The 17,428-nt window shown below is 51.7% G+C and carries 16 protein-coding genes and 1 tRNA gene; 14 read left to right on the top strand and 3 right to left on the bottom strand.

The genetic code is table 11. The annotated features are described in order from the left end of the window. Nucleotides 1-2 precede the first annotated feature (2 nt). The 14 genes from EQM06_RS03010 (at nt 3) to EQM06_RS02950 (ending at nt 15,296) form a co-directional block, all read left to right on the top strand. The gene (locus tag EQM06_RS03010) at nt 3-599 is read left to right on the top strand and encodes a major tail protein (RefSeq protein WP_069193836.1); all 597 of its coding nucleotides are present in this window, start codon (nt 3-5) and stop codon (nt 597-599) included. 13 nt (nt 600-612) lie between these two features. Then, nucleotides 613-996 carry a hypothetical protein gene (locus tag EQM06_RS03005; RefSeq protein WP_128744934.1) on the top strand — a complete coding sequence of 128 codons (384 nt, stop codon included), beginning with the start codon at nt 613-615 and terminating at the stop codon, nt 994-996. Nucleotides 997-1,201: 205 nt separating this feature from the next. After that, a complete protein-coding gene (locus EQM06_RS03000) occupies nt 1,202-3,697 on the top strand; it encodes a phage tail protein (protein ID WP_128744933.1) in 2,496 nt (831 codons plus the stop codon). Nucleotides 3,698-3,713: 16 nt separating this feature from the next. After that, a complete protein-coding gene (locus EQM06_RS02995) occupies nt 3,714-4,490 on the top strand; it encodes a distal tail protein Dit (RefSeq protein ID WP_128744932.1) in 777 nt (258 codons plus the stop codon). Between the two features lie 4 nt (nt 4,491-4,494). After that, entirely contained in the window at nt 4,495-7,020 is a 2,526-nt protein-coding gene (locus EQM06_RS02990) for a phage tail spike protein (protein WP_128744931.1), read from the top strand. 12 nt (nt 7,021-7,032) lie between these two features. Beyond that, the gene (locus EQM06_RS02985; protein WP_069193831.1) at nt 7,033-7,230 is read left to right on the top strand and encodes a hypothetical protein; all 198 of its coding nucleotides are present in this window, start codon (nt 7,033-7,035) and stop codon (nt 7,228-7,230) included. Continuing rightward, a complete protein-coding gene (locus EQM06_RS02980) occupies nt 7,223-7,786 on the top strand; it encodes a hypothetical protein (protein ID WP_128744930.1) in 564 nt (187 codons plus the stop codon). Before EQM06_RS02985 ends, EQM06_RS02980 begins: the two co-directional genes overlap by 8 nt. Continuing rightward, entirely contained in the window at nt 7,786-10,251 is a 2,466-nt protein-coding gene (locus tag EQM06_RS02975; protein ID WP_128744929.1) for a glycosyl hydrolase family 18 protein, read from the top strand. Before EQM06_RS02980 ends, EQM06_RS02975 begins: the two co-directional genes overlap by 1 nt. 70 nt (nt 10,252-10,321) lie before the next feature. Further along, a complete protein-coding gene (locus EQM06_RS02970) occupies nt 10,322-10,741 on the top strand; it encodes a phage holin family protein (protein ID WP_128744928.1) in 420 nt (139 codons plus the stop codon). Next, nucleotides 10,725-11,681 (top strand): N-acetylmuramoyl-L-alanine amidase, encoded by a 957-nt coding sequence (locus EQM06_RS13335; protein WP_330548357.1) that lies wholly within the window; start codon nt 10,725-10,727, stop codon nt 11,679-11,681. The genes EQM06_RS02970 and EQM06_RS13335 overlap by 17 nt, the downstream gene beginning before the upstream one ends. Before the next feature lie 125 nt (nt 11,682-11,806). After that, the gene (locus EQM06_RS02960) at nt 11,807-12,208 is read left to right on the top strand and encodes a zinc finger MYND domain-containing protein (RefSeq protein ID WP_128744927.1); all 402 of its coding nucleotides are present in this window, start codon (nt 11,807-11,809) and stop codon (nt 12,206-12,208) included. After that, entirely contained in the window at nt 12,126-12,437 is a 312-nt protein-coding gene (locus tag EQM06_RS13470) for an SHOCT domain-containing protein (protein WP_408608678.1), read from the top strand. The genes EQM06_RS02960 and EQM06_RS13470 overlap by 83 nt, the downstream gene beginning before the upstream one ends. Then, nucleotides 12,422-13,723 carry a recombinase family protein gene (locus EQM06_RS02955; protein ID WP_128744926.1) on the top strand — a complete coding sequence of 434 codons (1,302 nt, stop codon included), beginning with the start codon at nt 12,422-12,424 and terminating at the stop codon, nt 13,721-13,723. Before EQM06_RS13470 ends, EQM06_RS02955 begins: the two co-directional genes overlap by 16 nt. Beyond that, nucleotides 13,716-15,296 carry a recombinase family protein gene (locus tag EQM06_RS02950; RefSeq protein WP_128744925.1) on the top strand — a complete coding sequence of 527 codons (1,581 nt, stop codon included), beginning with the start codon at nt 13,716-13,718 and terminating at the stop codon, nt 15,294-15,296. The genes EQM06_RS02955 and EQM06_RS02950 overlap by 8 nt, the downstream gene beginning before the upstream one ends. Nucleotides 15,297-15,552: 256 nt before the next feature. Here EQM06_RS02950 and EQM06_RS02945 read toward each other — a convergent pair. The 3 genes from EQM06_RS02945 to EQM06_RS02935 all read right to left on the bottom strand — a co-directional run bounded on the left by EQM06_RS02945 (nt 15,553) and on the right by EQM06_RS02935 (nt 17,414). Next, a tRNA-Leu gene (locus EQM06_RS02945) sits at nt 15,553-15,638 on the bottom strand. 226 nt (nt 15,639-15,864) lie between these two features. Beyond that, the gene (locus EQM06_RS02940; protein WP_205666584.1) at nt 15,865-16,680 is read right to left on the bottom strand and encodes a TatD family hydrolase; all 816 of its coding nucleotides are present in this window, start codon (nt 16,678-16,680) and stop codon (nt 15,865-15,867) included. Next, nucleotides 16,677-17,414 (bottom strand): ABC transporter ATP-binding protein, encoded by a 738-nt coding sequence (locus EQM06_RS02935; RefSeq protein ID WP_128744923.1) that lies wholly within the window; start codon nt 17,412-17,414, stop codon nt 16,677-16,679. The genes EQM06_RS02940 and EQM06_RS02935 overlap by 4 nt, the downstream gene beginning before the upstream one ends. Between the last annotated feature and the right edge of the window lie 14 nt (nt 17,415-17,428).

Genomic DNA, 17,428 nt, shown 5'->3' with positions numbered 1-17,428 from the left:
TCATGGCTACTATCGGTCTTGATAAACTGTATTACGCCAAAATCACCGAGGACGAGAATGGCAACGAAACCTATGCGACCCCGGTGCAACTGGCAAAGGCAATGAATGCCGATCTCTCCGTGGAACTGGCCGAGGCTACGCTCTACGCAGATGATGGTGCGGCAGAAATCGTAAAGGAGTTCAAAAACGGCACTCTGTCCCTGGGCGTGGACGATGTTGGTGCATCTGTTGCTTCCGACCTGACCGGCGCAACCATTGATGCGAACGGTGTTGTGGTCTCTACCAGTGAGGACGGCGGTGATCCCGTGGCTGTTGGCTTCCGTGCAAAAAAATCCAACGGCAAGTACAAGTATTACTGGCTGTACCGTGTGAAGTTCGGTATCCCCGCCACGAACCTTGCTACCAAGGGCGACAGCATCACCTTCAGCACTCCTACCATCGAGGGCACCATTCTCCGTCGCAATAAGGTGGATGGCAATGGCAAGCATCCCTGGAAGGCAGAGGTCACCGAGGGTGATTCCGCTGTAACCGCTGACACCATCACCAACTGGTATAAGGAAGTGTACGAGCCTTCTTATACCACTGCTGCAGCTGAATAAGGAGGACTGACCTATGACTACTGAACGCTCTGCAAATATCAACATCGGCGGCGATGAGTATACGCTGCTTCTGACAACCAAGGCCACCAAGGACATCGCCGGTCGTTACGGCGGTTTGGAGAATCTGGGCGATAAGCTGATGAAGTCCGAGAACTTCGAGATGGCCATTGGCGAGATCGTGTGGCTCATCACGCTTCTGGCGAACCAGTCCATTCTGGTTCACAACCTCAAGCATAAGGATGCCCCCAAGGAACTGCTCACCGAGGAGATGGTGGAACTGCTCACCACACCCGTGGATCTGGCAACCTACAAGGCGGCTATCACCGAGGCTCTGTATAAGGGCACCAAGCGAAATGTAGAAAGCGAGTCTGACCAAAAAAACGCGGCGGTCGAGTAAGTGACGAAGAGTTATTTACTCGACTTTTATATTACGGCATCGCCCACCTCCATCTGTCGCAGGATGAGGTGTGGTTGATGCCGTTTGGTTTACTCCTGGACCTTTGGGAGTGCCACAAGCAATATAACGGGCTTGCCAAGCCCAAGCGGGAACTGTTCATCGATGACATTATCCCGGACGGAATCTGATGAAGGAGGTGGTATAGATGGCAGATGATTTTGGCTTGAAAATCGGTCTTGAGGGCGAAAAGGAGTTCAAGAAGGCTCTGTCGGAAATCAACCAGTCCTTCAAAGTCCTCGGCTCGGAAATGAAGGTCGTTCAATCGCAGTTCGATAAAAACGACAATTCCGTGGAAGCCCTCACTGCCCGGAACCAGGTGCTGAACAAGGAAATCGAAGCCCAGAAGCAGAAAATCGAGACCTTGCGTCAGGCACTTGCCAACGCCTCCGAGTCTTTCGGTGAAAATGACCGCAGAACGCAGCAATGGCAGATTCAGCTTAATAACGCCACCGCTGCGCTGAACGACATGGAGCGGGAACTCGACCGCAACAATGCCGCCCTGGACGATGCCGGAGATGCCGCCGATGACTCCGAGGGGAAATTCTCCAAATTGGGCGGCACTCTGAAAACGGTGGGCATTGCGATGGGTGCGGTGGTAACTGCTGCCGCAGCGGCCGCTGTGTCCCTGGGCAAAGCTGTGGTGGAAGCCTACGGTGAGTATGAACAGCTTGTCGGTGGTATTGACACCCTGTTCAAAGACTCCTCCGCATCCCTGCAGGAGTACGCCAATAACGCATATAAAACTGCGGGTATGTCGGCCAATGACTATATGTCCACAGTCACATCCTTCTCTGCATCGCTGATTTCCTCTCTGGGCGGTGATACGGAGGCGGCAGTCAAGTATGCGGACATGGCGATCACCGACATGGCGGATAACGCCAATAAGATGGGTACGGACATCGGACTCATCCAAAACGCGTACCAGGGCTTTGCCAAGCAGAATTACACGATGCTTGATAACCTGAAACTCGGCTACGGCGGCACCAAGACCGAAATGGAACGGCTGCTTGCTGATGCACAGGCGATTTCCGGCATTGAGTACGATATCAGTTCCTACGCCGATGTAGTTGAAGCAATCCACGTCATTCAAGAGAGCATGGGTGTTGCCGGTGCTACCGCTGCGGAAGCGGAACACACCATTGAAGGCTCCATGAACGCCATGAAGGCGGCTATCGACAACCTTATCGTGGGCTTCGGTAATGCGGATGCTGACATTGAGCAGCTTTGCAACAATGTGGTGGATGCCTTCCAGGATGTGCTGACCAACATTACCCCGGTTATCGAGAATATCATCTCGGCTCTGCCAACGGCGCTGAATGCACTGCTTGCGACTGTGGGTGATCTGCTTCCGACCTTACTGGACACCGTGGTCGATCTGTTCTCCCAGGTACTAACTACGCTGCTGACGATGATACCACAACTGGTCCCGGCAGTCATTGAAGCGGTGATGACCATTGTGAACACGCTGATCGAGAACCTTCCGCTTCTGGTGGATGCCGCCGTTCAGATCATCGTTTCTCTGGTAGAGGGTATCGGCTCGGCACTTCCGCAGCTTATCCCCGCCGCAGTGCAGGCAATCATCACCATCGTGGAGGGGCTGATTTCCAACCTTCCTATGATCCTCGATGCCGCCCTGCAACTGATTATGGGACTGGCAGAGGGTTTGCTTGCCGCAATTCCTACACTGATTGAAGCACTGCCTTCCATTATTACAGCGATTGTTGAGTTCATTCTCGGCGCAATTCCCCAAATCATCGAAGCGGGCATTCAGCTTCTGACCTCTTTGGTGGCAGCATTGCCGGACATTATCGTCGCCGTGGTGGAAGCTATCCCGCAGATCATTGACGGCATCATCACCGCTGTTTTGGACAGCATTCCGCTTATCATCCAGGCGGGTATCGACCTGCTGATTTCTTTGGTACAGGCTCTGCCGGAGATCATCACCACCATTGTGGCGGCTATCCCGGAAATCATCGGTTCTGTGGTCAATGCCCTTATAAACAGCATTCCCCAGATCGTGCAGGCGGGTGTAACGCTGTTTATCTCTCTGATTAAAAACCTGCCGACCATCATCGTTGAAATCGTAAAGGCTGTACCACAGATCCTTGCGGGTCTGGTCTCTGCCTTCGGTAAGGGCGTATCGCAGCTTGCCGAGGTCGGCGGCAACCTTGTCCGTGGCTTGTGGCAGGGCATCCAGTCCCTGGCATCCTGGCTCTGGAACAAGGTATCTGGATGGATTTCCTCCATCTGGGATGGCATCTGCGACTTCTTCGGTATCGCATCCCCGTCCAAGGAAATGGGCTGGGTTGGTGAGATGTTGGTGGAAGGTCTGGCCGGTGCTATCAACGACAATGGCAAGGATGCCGTTGCCGCTGCTGAAAGCATGAGTTCTGACATCAACGATGTGATGCACAGCTTGGCTGATGATATGACCACCGCACTGCCGACAGACTTCACTGTTAACGGCACGGTCAACCGCAACGATACCGCTTCCGGCATTGGCGGCATGGGCTACGGTGCGCTTATCACCATTCAGCAGATGGTTATTCGCAGCGAAGAGGATATCCGCAAGATTTCCCAGGAACTCTATAACCTCATTCAGAGTGGCTCCCGTGCGCAGGGGCACTTCACTACAGCATAAAGGAGGGCTTTGACCTATGGGTTTCACCTATAACGATATTACATCGGCCAGTATGGGCGTCAAAGCCCGTCTGACCTCCTGGCAGGTGTGTGGTAAACTTCGCAACTTTACCACCACCGTGCCTGGAAAATACGGTGTTGCAGACTTTGGTGCTGATTTCGATTACAGAGAGATCACCGCCCATTGCAGCATCTATCCCAAGCACAGCTTCACAGCACTGGTATCCGCTTTGGATAACATTGCTGCTTGGCTCGACCCCACCCAGGGGCTTCATCAGCTTGTGTTCGATGATGTCCCGGACAGATATTTTATGGCACGACTGAATGATGCGGTGGACTGTGAAAGGCTCATCCGCTCGGCAGGCAGTTTTGAACTGAAGTTTTTCTGCCCAGACCCCTTTGGCTACGCATTGACGGATGAGACCTTCTCCATCACCGAGGAAGGCACTCACACCGTGACCCGCGCCATTGGCAATATAGAGTCCCTGCCAGTCTACCGCATCGAAGGTGTGCTGACTGCCGGAGCAAGCAACTATATCAGCATCACCACAAACGGCACGGAAACGAAAATCGTAAATGCCACGCTTTCCGAGGGAGAAGCCCTCATCGTAGATACCGACAAAATGACCGCCTATGTAGTGGACGAGAACGGAGAAACACTCCGCAATGGCCTGCCGTATTTGCAGGAACTGAACTTTCCGACCCTGGCGGTCGGTGATAACGCTGTCACCGTGGAGGTAAACAACGCCACGCTGACCGAACTACAAATTCAAGCCAAGAGCAGATGGAGGTGACGGTATGTCTCTGAAAACAATTCTGAACAAGCAGACGGATTTCACGGGTGAGTTTCCGGCAGAGTATGCCGCCTCCGGCTTATGGCGGTTCAATGAGTCCGCGCCGGACGAGGATACGGCACTTGCTGATTCTTCTGGCTATGGACGCAATTTTACTGTTATAAATTGGTCTGGCACTACGGCAAACCTCTCAAAAAGCCCCAAAGGTCGCCAGATCCGTTTTAATATCAATAATCCGACTACAGAAAAGACCCACCTGCAGGTCACCAATGACGGCAGCATCTTCGCAAACCTCGGTGAACGCATCATCGTGGGCGGTTGGATGAACCCCACCACTTACTCGGTGGGTAACACATTCTGCCCGATCTTCAACACCAGATACGGTCCAGGACAACCGATTTTATATCTGTCTCTGTATTCCGGCAAGCCCAGAATTATGCTGTATAACTCGTCTGGTTCACTGATATTGGATAAGACCGTGACCCCGTCCTTCTCTCTGGTCAACGGCGGTTGGTATTTTATTGCCGGGGTCATTGAGCCTACAAGTAAGCAGTTCACTTATGTTGTGGGCGACCGCTCCACAGGTGAAGTTTGGAAGTCCGATGTGCTGACATTCACCGGTGAACTGAACCGCTCCTGCGTTGCCGATTTGGTTATTGGTATGCACGCCGACACCTATTACTACGCAGGTGGCTTTGATGACTGGTTTCTGGATTGCGATTCTGCACTGACCGCAGATGACCTGGCAGATTATTTCAAGGCAACCGTCCTTTGCAACGGTGCGGACAGTTCTTCTGATGTGGATGCTCTTACCGATACAAGCGGTGTCACACTGAAAGCCACCGATGGTGTCTACCCGGAAAGCGGTGTCATTTATACGAAAGCTGCCACCTGCAATCTTTCCGGCACGGGCAAGGTGTCCGTTACCAGTGAGTACACAGCGGGAGTTACCGCCATTGCATCCGTGGAGACTTCCACCAGTGATGATCTCACCGACTGGAGTGACTGGATCGTGGTCGGTTCGGACGGTAAGCTGCAATCTCCCAACCGAAACTACATCCGTTTCAAGGTCACGCTTACCACTTCGGACACCTCCAAGACTCCGAAACTGGTGGATATCCGGCTCTACGACATACCCAAGGCTCCCTACGAGAAGATCGGCTATGCCAGACCAGTGGTTCTGGACAGCAACGGTGCATGGGAAGCAGTTCTGGAAAACGCCTACGACATCATCGTTACGGGCGAGATCAATGGTGAGGATACGCTGACTTTCAGCATTCCGTACCGTGACAGCAAGCGAAAGTACATCGATAACGAGAAGAAAATCCAGATCGTTGATGATGTATATAAAATCCGCACCATCACGGATGTGAAGGACAGCACCGGCAGCACCATTACCCAGGTGTATGCCGAAGCAGAGTTCTATGACCTGACCTTCTCCGTCCGTAAGGAAGAAAAGAAGTTTGATGCCGAGACCGCTGATGTTGCTATGGCTTACGCTCTGGCAGACACCGAATGGAGTGTCGGCACGGTCAATGTGACCACCAAGCGTACCTGGACTTCCACTGAAAAGAACGCTCTTTCCATTCTTCGTAGCATTGCCAATCTCCACGGCGGCGACCTTGTTTTCGATTGCCCCAACCGACTGGTGCATCTGCTGACGGTCAACGGTAAGGACAGCGGTGCGCTGTTTGCTTACAAAAAGAATATGAAAAGCATCGAGCGTATCGTGGACACCCGCTCTCTGGTCACCAGGCTATATGCCGTGGGTGCGGATGGGCTGACATTCTCGGACATCAACGGTGGCAAGCCTTACCTTGAGGATTTCACCTATTCCAAGGAAGTCCGCATTACCACCCTGGACTGTTCCTCCTTCACCAACCCGTACCAGATGAAGGAATTTACAGCCATGCGCCTTGCGGAATACTGCAAGCCCACCGTGTCCTATGTGCTGAATGCGATGGACTTGTCCGTTCTGACGGGCTATGAGCATGAAGCCTGGAATCTGGGCGATTATGTCCGTGTTGAGGATAAGGAGTTGGGGCTTTCGGTCACTACCCGCATTGTGCGCCGTGAGTACAACCTGCAGGAACCCTGGAACACCGTTCTGGAACTGTCCACCACGCTGAAGAACCTGGGCAGTTCGGTCAGCACCCTGGATACCATCGCAGACTCCCTTGAGGGTACGAGCGTAGTCTCCAACAATGACATCCGGGAACTGGTGCCGTTCAATCATCTGCGTAATTCCCGCGCCGATGATGATATGGCCTATTGGGTCAATTCCGGCTTTGAAACAGACGGTGAAAACGGTGCTTCCGGCACGGCATCCTTTAAGGCTGTGGGTGTTGCGGGCATGACCAAGAGTATGTCCCAGACCGTATATCCGTCCAACCGCAGCAGTTATACGCTGTCGGCACAGATTGCTTCGGAGGACTTGGAGAAACTCTCCGATAATGCCCAGGTGGGCATTGAGGTGGTCATCGAATACGAGGACGGCACCACCGAGACCCGCTTCATTGACCTGTATTGATGGAGGTGCGATATGGCATATTTCTCGAAAACCACGGAAAAGATCACGCCGGAGAACTACTTTTCCAAGGTCAAATCCATAACGGTGCGTATCTGCATCACCAACTGCTCCGGCACAATTTATGTAACAGACCTTCTGCTTCAGCCCGGTTCTGTTGCCACGGGATGGGTAGGTCATCCCTGCGAGATGAAGTGGGTGCTTGATGGCTAAACCCGTATTCATCCGACTGGCAGAGGTTATCAATAAAAAGCAGGAAAAGCGTGTCATGAGCGTAACAGTGAAACCTACCGTCACCAACTGCTCCGGCACGATCTGGTTCACTGACCTCATGCTACAGGAAGGACCGGCACTGACGGGCTATGTGCCGCACACAGAGAGCCGACTGGCCAAAGGCGATAAAGTCTGGTTCAATGGCGTAGTTCGCTCTGCTGAAACGGTTATTGTCTGCAATCTTGGCGAGACCTCCGGCGGCTTGGATATCCACATCTATCCCAAGTCGGACATGGCGGCAGGATCGGTTTCCTTGCACCAGGGTGTTGGTGGGCAACGAGTGGTTTTTCCTAATGCCCTCCATGCCGAAGATGACCTGGCGCTCCTTGCTTCGGTGCGGGAATGCACCAGAAACGGCATCACCGAACCGAAAGATGGTTTTTATCAGTACAGCGCCGCCTGGGACTCCAAGCACAGGGTCAATCTGGAAACTGGAAAATCCGCAAGGGTGCTGTTTGAACTGCAACAAATGACAGATGGAGGTGACGCAATCTGATGGATAAACTCAAAGGCAAACGCATCATGGTCTGGACTTTCATGGGCAATGCCAGAATGTATGAAGCCCTGCGCGATTACGGTGACCGCATCGATACCATCGGTCTGTTTTCCTTTAAGGTGGATAAGGCCGGCACCATCACCGAGAGCGGTGTTGCCATCAGCAATATGCTGACCTACATCAACAAATGGCCCCACATCCGTTGGCTGCTCACCGTTGCCAATGACGGTGCAAACTCCATCTTCAAAGCCCTGCGTGACAACACGGATGGCGCACAGGACACTTTCTGCTCCGAACTCGTCCGCATCATGGAGAAATACCCCTGGTGCAGCGGTGTGGACATAGACCTAGAAAAAGGCGACGATTACTCCACCCACGAAGCGTCCACCGCCATGTTTGCCCATATTTACAGCACCGTGAAATCCTATGACCCCACCAAGGAAATGAACATCTGCCTGCCGGGTATGACTTCGGTCAACGGCTCGGTCGGCGGTGAGAACTGGTGCGTTTACGGTGACCTGGATAAATACTGCGACACCGCATCCATTATGACCTATGGTATGGCTTGGGCAGGTTCCGCTCCTGGTCCTGTCTCTCCGAGAAGTTGGCTTGAGGGTGTGTACGATTATGCTGTGCGGGTGATGAACCCAGACAAGGTGTTCCTCGGTATGCCTGCCTACGGTTGGAACTGGCAGATCTATGACACCCCGGAAAATCTGGGCGAATACTACCGTGGCACATCCCACACCTACTATGCTGCAAAATACTGGATGCAGGGCGTGTATAACTTCACCGATGATGCACCGCCGCAGCCTTTCATTCCGATTCTTTCCTATTGGGACGATTACGATATGGGTCCGTGGGCGCTCCCTCATGTGTATGACTACATGGAAGGCAGAGATGCTACGGCAAAAACCTATCCCCAGATGGCAGAGGTCTATAACCGCAGGAACTATCTGACCGCTTATGCCAAGCAGCAAAAGACAGAGTTCGGAGAAATCCTTATCGACCACGATGCCGAGCCGGACAGCTATTCCGGCATTGTTTCGGTTTCCAAGACACTTGTGACCTTGGGAGAGGACGGCTCTGCCACCTATAAGTTCACCATTGATGAGGACGGCACCTACGATGTGGCAGTCCGGCTGTGTTATCCGTTCTGGGATAAAAACAGCATTTATGCTTCCCTGGATGGCAGCACGGTTCATTTTTCCGAGAATCGGCTATGGTGGCCGTACTGGCGAACCACTTTCTGGGCAACCCTCGCCAAGGGTGCAAATCTCACTGCCGGAGAGCATACGCTGAAAATCTCTGTGGGTGTAAACGGCGTCCAGTTCTATGGCTTCCGTGTCTGCACGGACTTTTCCGAAGAGCCCACTGCAGGTGATGCGGAATACACCCTGGCGCCACGAAAGTTCAAGGACATCAACGGAGATATGGTGGGACCGGCGACCGGCTTCAAGCTGACTCTTGAGATGCTGCGCCGAAAGCCGGACTCTGCACTGGTATGGTATGAGGATTTCCGTGATGAGCAGAAGATCCCGGAAAGCTACTGGACAACGCTCTCCGGCGAATGGGATGTGTGGCAAGACCCTAACAGCGATGCCAACCGCCCATACTCGCAGCTTGAGGGCTACGGTCAGCTTGCCTGGAACTATAACGGATTTTCCGACATCCATCTCCGAGCGCAGATCATCATCCCCCCGGATGGTGGCGGCAAGTCCGGCATCTTCCTCGGTTCGCTGTTTTTGTGCATCAACTATGATACGCAGAGGTTGGAACTCTACGAAGGGTCAACGCTCAAGGGAAGCTACTCGTCATCCTATGCAAAGACCTCAAAGGCAGACCTCCGATCCAATCCAAGTGTTTATACCATTGAGATGCGTAAGCGTGGAAACAAGGTGCGGGTCTATTCGTCCACCTCGTACACGCTCCGCTTCACGGCTACGGTCAGCAGTGGCGGTGGTTACGCAGGTATCCGCTCGGATATGCCTGTCAACTGCCAACTGCTTCGTCTGGGGGATGCCTGGACATACGAACCGTATGAGCGTTTCGATGTTATCATGCCGGATGGCACTGAAACTTCCTACGGCAGAATTGAACGGTCGAACTGCACCTGGGATGAGGAGTTCCAGGTGTTCACGCTGACCAGTGATGTGGAAGAATCGTCCACCAGAAGCGAAAGCATCTCTCTGGACTATGAGTTTTACCACTCCCACATCATGCCGCTTGAGTGCGGCAACGACTACTCTGCCAAAATAATCCCCAGGGACATCAACATCTGGATTTCCAGGCTGTTCCTTGGGGATTCGGACGGCTTTTCCATCCTTTACTACCAGGATGTGGACAGCCTCATCTATTGGGCAAACCAGGCAGCATACCGATGGAAGCTGCGAGGGATGTGTATGTGGTCCCTCGGACAGGAAGATATGCGGGTATGGGAATGGTTGCCCAAGCAAACTGAATAAGGCACATAGGGCTTCTGCTTTCGTGGCAGAGGCCCTTTTGCATAATTAAAACGAAATGGAGGATAACGCTATGAAACAAATCTGGTCTGGCATTCAGATCGCATTCACCGCTTTCGGTGGCTTCCTTGGATGGTTCCTGGGTGGTGTGGACGGCTTCCTGTATGCGCTGATCGCCTTTACGGTGATCGACTACATCACCGGCGTCATGTGCGCCATCACTGACAAGAACCTCTCCAGTTCCATCGGCTTCAAAGGCATCTGCCGCAAAGTGCTGATTTTCACTCTTGTGGGCATCGGCAACATTGTGGATGTCTATGTCCTCGGCCAGGGTGGAGTGCTGCGAACCGCAGTCATTTTCTTCTACCTGTCCAATGAGGGTGTCAGCATTCTGGAGAACTCTGCCCATCTGGGACTGCCCATCCCTGAAAAGCTGAAGGAAGTCCTGGAGCAGCTTCACGAGCGAGGAGGTGACGATGATGAATCTGCATAAACTGATGCTTACGGAAAATGCCTGCTACAAGGCAGGTCGCACTATCACCGTCAAGGGCATTATGGTTCATTCCACCGGGGCGAACAACCCCAATCTGAAACGCTATGTGGGTCCCAATGACGGTCTGCTCGGTGAAAACCAGTACGGCAATCACTGGAACACCTATCACCCCGGCGGTAGAGAAGTCTGCGTCCACGCTTTCATCGGCAAACTGGCCGACGGCACTATCGCCACTTACCAATGTTTGCCTTGGAATCATCGTGGATGGCACGCCGGAGGCAGCGCCAACAACACCCATATCGGCTTTGAAATCTGCGAGGACGGTCTTACGGACTACACCTATTTCCAGAAGGTGTACCGTGAGGCCGTTGAACTTTGTGCCTACCTCTGCAAGGAGTATGGTCTCACCGAGCAGAACATCATCTGCCACTCCGAGGGCTACAAGCAGGGCGTCGCATCCAACCACGGTGATGTGATGCACTGGTTCCCAAAGCATGGCAAGAGCATGGATACCTTCCGTGCCGAGGTCAAGGCTCTGCTTGCTGCCGATACCAAGGAGGACACAGAGGACACTGCCGAGCCTGTGGTGACCTATCCTGAAAAGCTGACTTCCGGCTATTACCGTGTGCGTAAGACCTGGAAGGACAGCAAATCCCAGGTGGGCGCTTACCGCGTCCTCGCCAATGCAAAGGCGGCTGCGGACAAAAATCCAGGCACTCATGTGTTCACCAATGACGGTGTTGCTATCTATCCTGTGGATGATGCAACCGACTCCGGCACTGCTGACTACCGCATCCATACGGTGGTTAAGGGAGATACCCTCTGGGACATTGCCGCCCTGTATCTTGGCAAAGGCAGCAGATACCCTGAAATCAAGACCCTCAACGGTCTGAAGTCCAATGTCATATACAGCGGTTGGAAACTGAAGATCCCCAACTAATCACAAAGCCCATCGAGGAGATAATTTCTCTTCGGTGGGCTTATTTTTTTGCTGTTTTTCTGTTCAAATGCCGTTTTCACCTCCAGTGGGTAGTGAGGAAGCCCCTCGGATTGGAGGAACCCACTATGACAGATTTGCAGAAAGAACAAATCAAAACCTTGCGTTTACAGGGCATCAGCTATGTAAAAATCGGTGAAATGCTCGGTATTTCAGATAATACAGTGCGCTCATTCTGCCGCCGAAACGGTCTGAGCGATACAGCAAAGAATACGGTTGCCTGCAAACAGTGCGGAAAGCTGATAAAGATTGTCCCCAAGCAGAAACCCCGAAAGTTCTGCTCGGACGCTTGCCGGACTGCCTGGTGGAACAGCCATCCAGACTGCGTGGATCGGAAAGCGGTTTATGCGTACACCTGTGCCCACTGTGGTAAGCCATTCACTGCGTATGGGAATAAAGAGCGTAAATATTGCAGCCACGGCTGCTACATTGCAGACCGCTTCGGAGAGGAGTGTGGCTGCTGTGACTGATGCCTATCGTGCCAGACTGGAAGACTACCTGGCATCCATGCTCCAGGCAAAACGGATGCTGTCGTTGGGGATTATAACCCCGGAAGATTACGCCATAATTGATACAATGCAGCGCGAGGAATTTGGAATATCTTCGTGTAGTTTATATCGCGGGATTGACTTGATATATAGTGGTTTCAGAGGTAATATGTCACACTACGAGGAGGTGACAAAATGCCAAGAGCAATAACCATTGTACCAAAACCACCGAAACTGGAACAGAAAAAGCGAGTTGCAGCCTACGCCCGTGTGTCGAGCGGCAAGGATGCCATGCTCCACTCGCTGTCTGCACAGGTCAGCTATTACAGCGATCTCATCCAGAATCACGATGACTGGCTCTATGTTGGCGTGTACGCTGATGAAGCCAAGACCGGCACCAAGGAATCCAGAGCAGATTTTCAGAGACTGATCGCTGACTGCCGTGCCGGAAAAATCGATATGGTGATAACCAAGTCCATCTCCCGCTTTGCGCGAAATACGGTCACGCTGTTGCAGACCGTTCGTGATTTCAAAGCCTGGGAGGTGGACATTTTCTTTGAGGAGCAGAACATCCACACCATGAGCGGTGACGGCGAACTGATGATGACCATTCTGGCGTCCTACGCACAGGAAGAAAGCCGCTCCGCCAGTGAGAATCAGAAATGGCGCATCAAGCGAAACTTCGAGGAAGGGATGCCCTGGAACGGGGCCATGCTCGGATACCGGCTGAAGAACGGTCGGTACGAGATCATCCCAGAGGAAGCAGACCTTGTCCGCCGCATTTATGACGAGTACCTTTCCGGCGATGGCTACCTTACCATTGCCAAACGGCTGAATGAGGACGGCATCCCGTCACGCTTCGGAAAGCAATGGGGTCAATCAGTGATTTCCAAGATACTCAGCAATTACACCTATACGGGAAATCTGATTTTACAGAAAACCTTCCGTGAGAACCACATTACCAAAAAGACCGTCATCAACAACGGCGAACTTCCGAAGTACCACGCAGAGGATGCCCACGATGCCATTATCGACATGGAGACCTTCCAGGCGGTGCAGGCAGAAAAAGCACGACGGGCGGCTCGGTTCATCAAGAAGCCAACACCCAAGAAAACATACCCGTTCACAAGCCTTCTGGTCTGTGACGGCTGCGAAAAAAACTATCGGCGCAAGGTCACGAAAACGGGACCCGTCTGGGTCTGCGGCACCTTCAATTCAATGGGCAAAGCCGCCTGTGCTTCCAAGCAGATCCCCGAAGAAACCCTGCAGGCAGTGACCGCAGAAGTGCTTGGGCAGGTGGATTTTCCAGAGGAATTACTCCGCAGGCTGATAAAGAGCATCCTGGTCTGCAATGAAAATGTATTGATTTTCCGCTCCTATGACGGCTCGGAAGTCACACGGAAGTGGCAAGACCGCTCCCGCAGCCAAAGTTGGACGGACGAGATGAAAGCAACCGCCCGTCAGAAAGCCCTGGAAAGGAGGAACCAGAATGCCTAAAGTTACAATGATACCCGCAACCATAAACCCACTGACGCACCTGCCTTCGGTGGCTGCACGGAAAAGACGTGTCGCCGGATACGCCCGTGTTTCCACCGACAGCGATGAGCAGTTCACCAGTTATGAGGCGCAGGTAGATTATTACACCAAATTCATACAGTCCAAGCCGGAATGGGAGTTCGTAAAAGTCTATACGGACGAGGGCATTTCCGGCACTAACACCAAGCGCCGTGAGGGTTTCAAAGAGATGATCACCGATGCCCTGGACGGCAAAATCGACCTCATCGTTACCAAGTCGGTCAGCCGATTTGCGAGAAATACGGTCGACAGCCTGGTCACCATCCGAAAGCTGAAAGAGAACGGCGTGGAGTGCTACTTTGAAAAAGAGGGCATCTACACCTTTGACGGCAAGGGCGAATTGCTCATCACCATCATGTCCTCACTGGCGCAGGAAGAAAGCCGCAGCATTTCCGAAAACATCACCTGGGGACAGCGCAAGAGCTTCTCCGATGGCAAAGTGCATCTGCCGTACAAACGCTTCCTCGGCTATGAAAAGGGCGAGGACGGACGGCCTGCGGTTGTCGAAAGCGAAGCAAGGGTCGTAAAGCTGATTTACGGGCTTTTCCTTGAGGGCAAGACCCAGGCAGGAATTTGCAAATACCTGGAGGAATTGGGCATCCCATCACCGGGTGGCAAGCAGACATGGAGCAAGACCACGATCACCAGTATCCTTCAGAATGAGAAATACAAGGGTGATGCACTGCTCCAGAAGAAATTCACGGTAGATTTTCTGGAAAAGAAAATGAAGCCCAACGAGGGTGAAGTCCCACAGTATTATGTGACGGGCAGTCATCCCGCCATCATTGAGCCGGACGAATGGGAGCAGGTGCAGGCGGAGTTTGCCAGACGGAAGACCTTGGGCAAAGCCTACAGCGGCAAAAGTGTTCTTTCTGCCAAACTGGTCTGCGAGGATTGCGGTGCCTTCTTCGGTCCCAAGGTATGGCACTCCACTGACCAGTACCGCCGCACCATTTGGCAGTGTAACGGCAAATTTGCAAACGAGGAACGCTGCCACACTCCCGTAGTGGACACCGAAACCATACAGCGGCTTTTCATAAAAGCCTACAATCTGATGATGCAGGATCGGGTGCAGATCATTAAGCAGTGTGAAGCGTGGCGTGCGCGGCTGATGGATTTCGGAACACTGGATGCCGACATTGAACGGCAGCTTGAAGAGACCCAGGTTGTTGCCGAACTGGTCAAAGCGGCAGTCAAGGAAAACGCATCCACGACACAGTCCCAGGAAGCCTACCTTAAAAAGTACGAGGCCCTCACCGAACGGTACGAGAAGGCGGCTGCGGAACTGGAGCGGTTGCAAAGCCTACGCACCGCCCGAAGCCAACAGGACAAAAAGATGGAACTTTACATCCGTACCCTCAAGAAACAGCCGGAAGTGATGCATGACTGGAACGACACCATCTGGACGGTTATGATTGAAAAGGCCATTGTTCACAAGGATGGACAAATCACATTTGTTTTCCAGAACGGCACGGAAATCAAGGTCGGAGCGTAACTGCTCCGGCTTTTTTCTTTGCCGAGGAATAATTAAAAGATGCACACCCCTTGGCTCAAAATGCACACCCCGCAGACCTTTCGTTAAATGGTATAGAGGGGTAAAACGGAAAAGGCTCCACGGTGACCATTTCAGAACCACCGTAGAGCCTGTTATCGTTAAAAGGTATAGGAAAACCCTTGCAAATAGGGGCTTTTGCAAAAAGAAACTAGACACCCGCTTCGATACACGTTGTATCAAAACTGGTGTCCAGTTATGGTGCGGATAACAGGATTCGAACCTGCATGTCTGTTCAACACACGGACCTGAACCGTGCGCGTCTGCCAATTCCGCCATATCCGCATATTCTGTTGTAAAAGATAATGCCTGCAAGAAACAGAAATCCATGTAAACAATATCTAATTTGCACGAAATTTGCCGTGCCACGTTGTCTATTATACGTCTAAATTGCCAATCCTGTCAACCAATATTTCACTTTTCTTTAATTTTATTATATAGTTTTTATCCTTTTATTAAACATAGCAGGACTTTTCAGATCCCGCTATGTTCTGACCGTTAAAATGAATGGTTATACAGACAAATAACGATAGAAGTTTTCTTCTAGCCTTATTTCCGCTGTTTCCGGTGATACCCCTTTCACCGCTGCAATAGCTTGAATGGTTTCTTTCAATATTGTCGGTATTTCGGAGGCGTTGACTTTTCTGCCCGTTGCCCATTCTACAGCACTGATTCCATCTGTTTCTACCAACAGCCTGTTTAACGGCACTGCGTGTATGAGCTTCTTCACAGCAGGATTAAACCCATGATCAGGCCCTACTGTAAAGTAGCAGTCCTGGTCTATAAAGGATTTCAGATGCTCTTCACAGGAATACCAGTGCACAAGCTTTTTCAGAGAATAATCTTTTAAAATATCTGCTATTTCTTTTTCCTGACCTTTGGTATGCAGCACAATGGGTTTTTGAAGCTCTACGGCCATGCTCAGCTGCTCCCTAAAGAGCAGTTTCTGTAAAGTCAAATCGCAAGCACACCAGACGCTGTCCATACCAATCTCGCCAATGGCATGAGCTTTCCGGTAATAGTCTTTCAGCTCCTGCACTTTTGTATGGATATACTGCTCTATGGTTTGCTCCCTTGAGCCGCCCTTTTGATTGTTCTCTTCACAAAATTCATCTGCATTCCATGGATGGATGCCAAAGGAGATAAAAATTCCTTTTATTTGGGATAGCTCCTCATATTCAGACGCACAAGCTGCGTTGGCAAGAACCCCCAACTGCTTCTCTTCTATAAGGCTTTTAAAATCCAAAAATTCCAAGGGGCTTTCATGGTCGATACCAATCCCCAGACTGCCTTTATTATCTATGTGTGTATGACTATCCAATATCACTTTGATTCGATTCCTTTCAGTATTCGGTAAATTGCTTTACGGGTCTCATGCTGTTCAAAGAGCCAGTCCTTACTGCGTTCCTCCCCGTGTATCACGACCTCTTTTTTCACAGAAGCCGGCTTGCCTGACAGTACCAGCACCCTATCGGACAGATAAATGGCTTCATCTATGTCATGGGTCACAAACACGATAGTCCGCCCTAACTCTTTTCTAATATCTAAGAGCCAGTCCTGCATATCCCCTCTGGTGATGACATCCAGCGCCCCGAAGGGTTCGTCTAAAAGCAGGATATCCGCTTTACAAAGAGCTGTCCTTAAAAATGCCGCTCTTTGTCTCATGCCGCCTGACAATTCGTGAGGATATTTATTTTCATACCCGGCCAGTCCAAACTTATCGAAATTTTCTGCGGCCTGTTTTCTGGCAGCCTTTACATCCCCATGGATTTTGCCGTACAGGCAAACATTCTCCATAATGGTCTTCCACGGAAAAAGCAGATCCTGCTGGGGCATATAGGCAAAATGCCCGGACACGCCGGCAGACAAGGTCTCATCTATAAAAACCTGTCCCGAATCGGCCTGTACCAGCCCGGCCATGATATTGAGCAAGGTTGATTTTCCACAGCCGGAAGGGCCTAGAATGCTTACAAATTCTCCCTCTTCCACGTCCATATTCATATGTTCCAAAATCGTCTTGCCCTCAAAAGAGCAGTTCACATCTGTAACCCGTAGCTTCATTTTATCTTCCTTCT

It is taken from the genome of Aminipila luticellarii, from assembly GCF_004103735.1.
Taxonomy (GTDB): Bacteria; Bacillota; Clostridia; order Peptostreptococcales; family Anaerovoracaceae; genus Aminipila; species Aminipila luticellarii.
The sequence above is the reverse complement of the archived record's forward strand: the minus strand, read 5'-3'. Positions and strand labels throughout refer to the sequence as shown.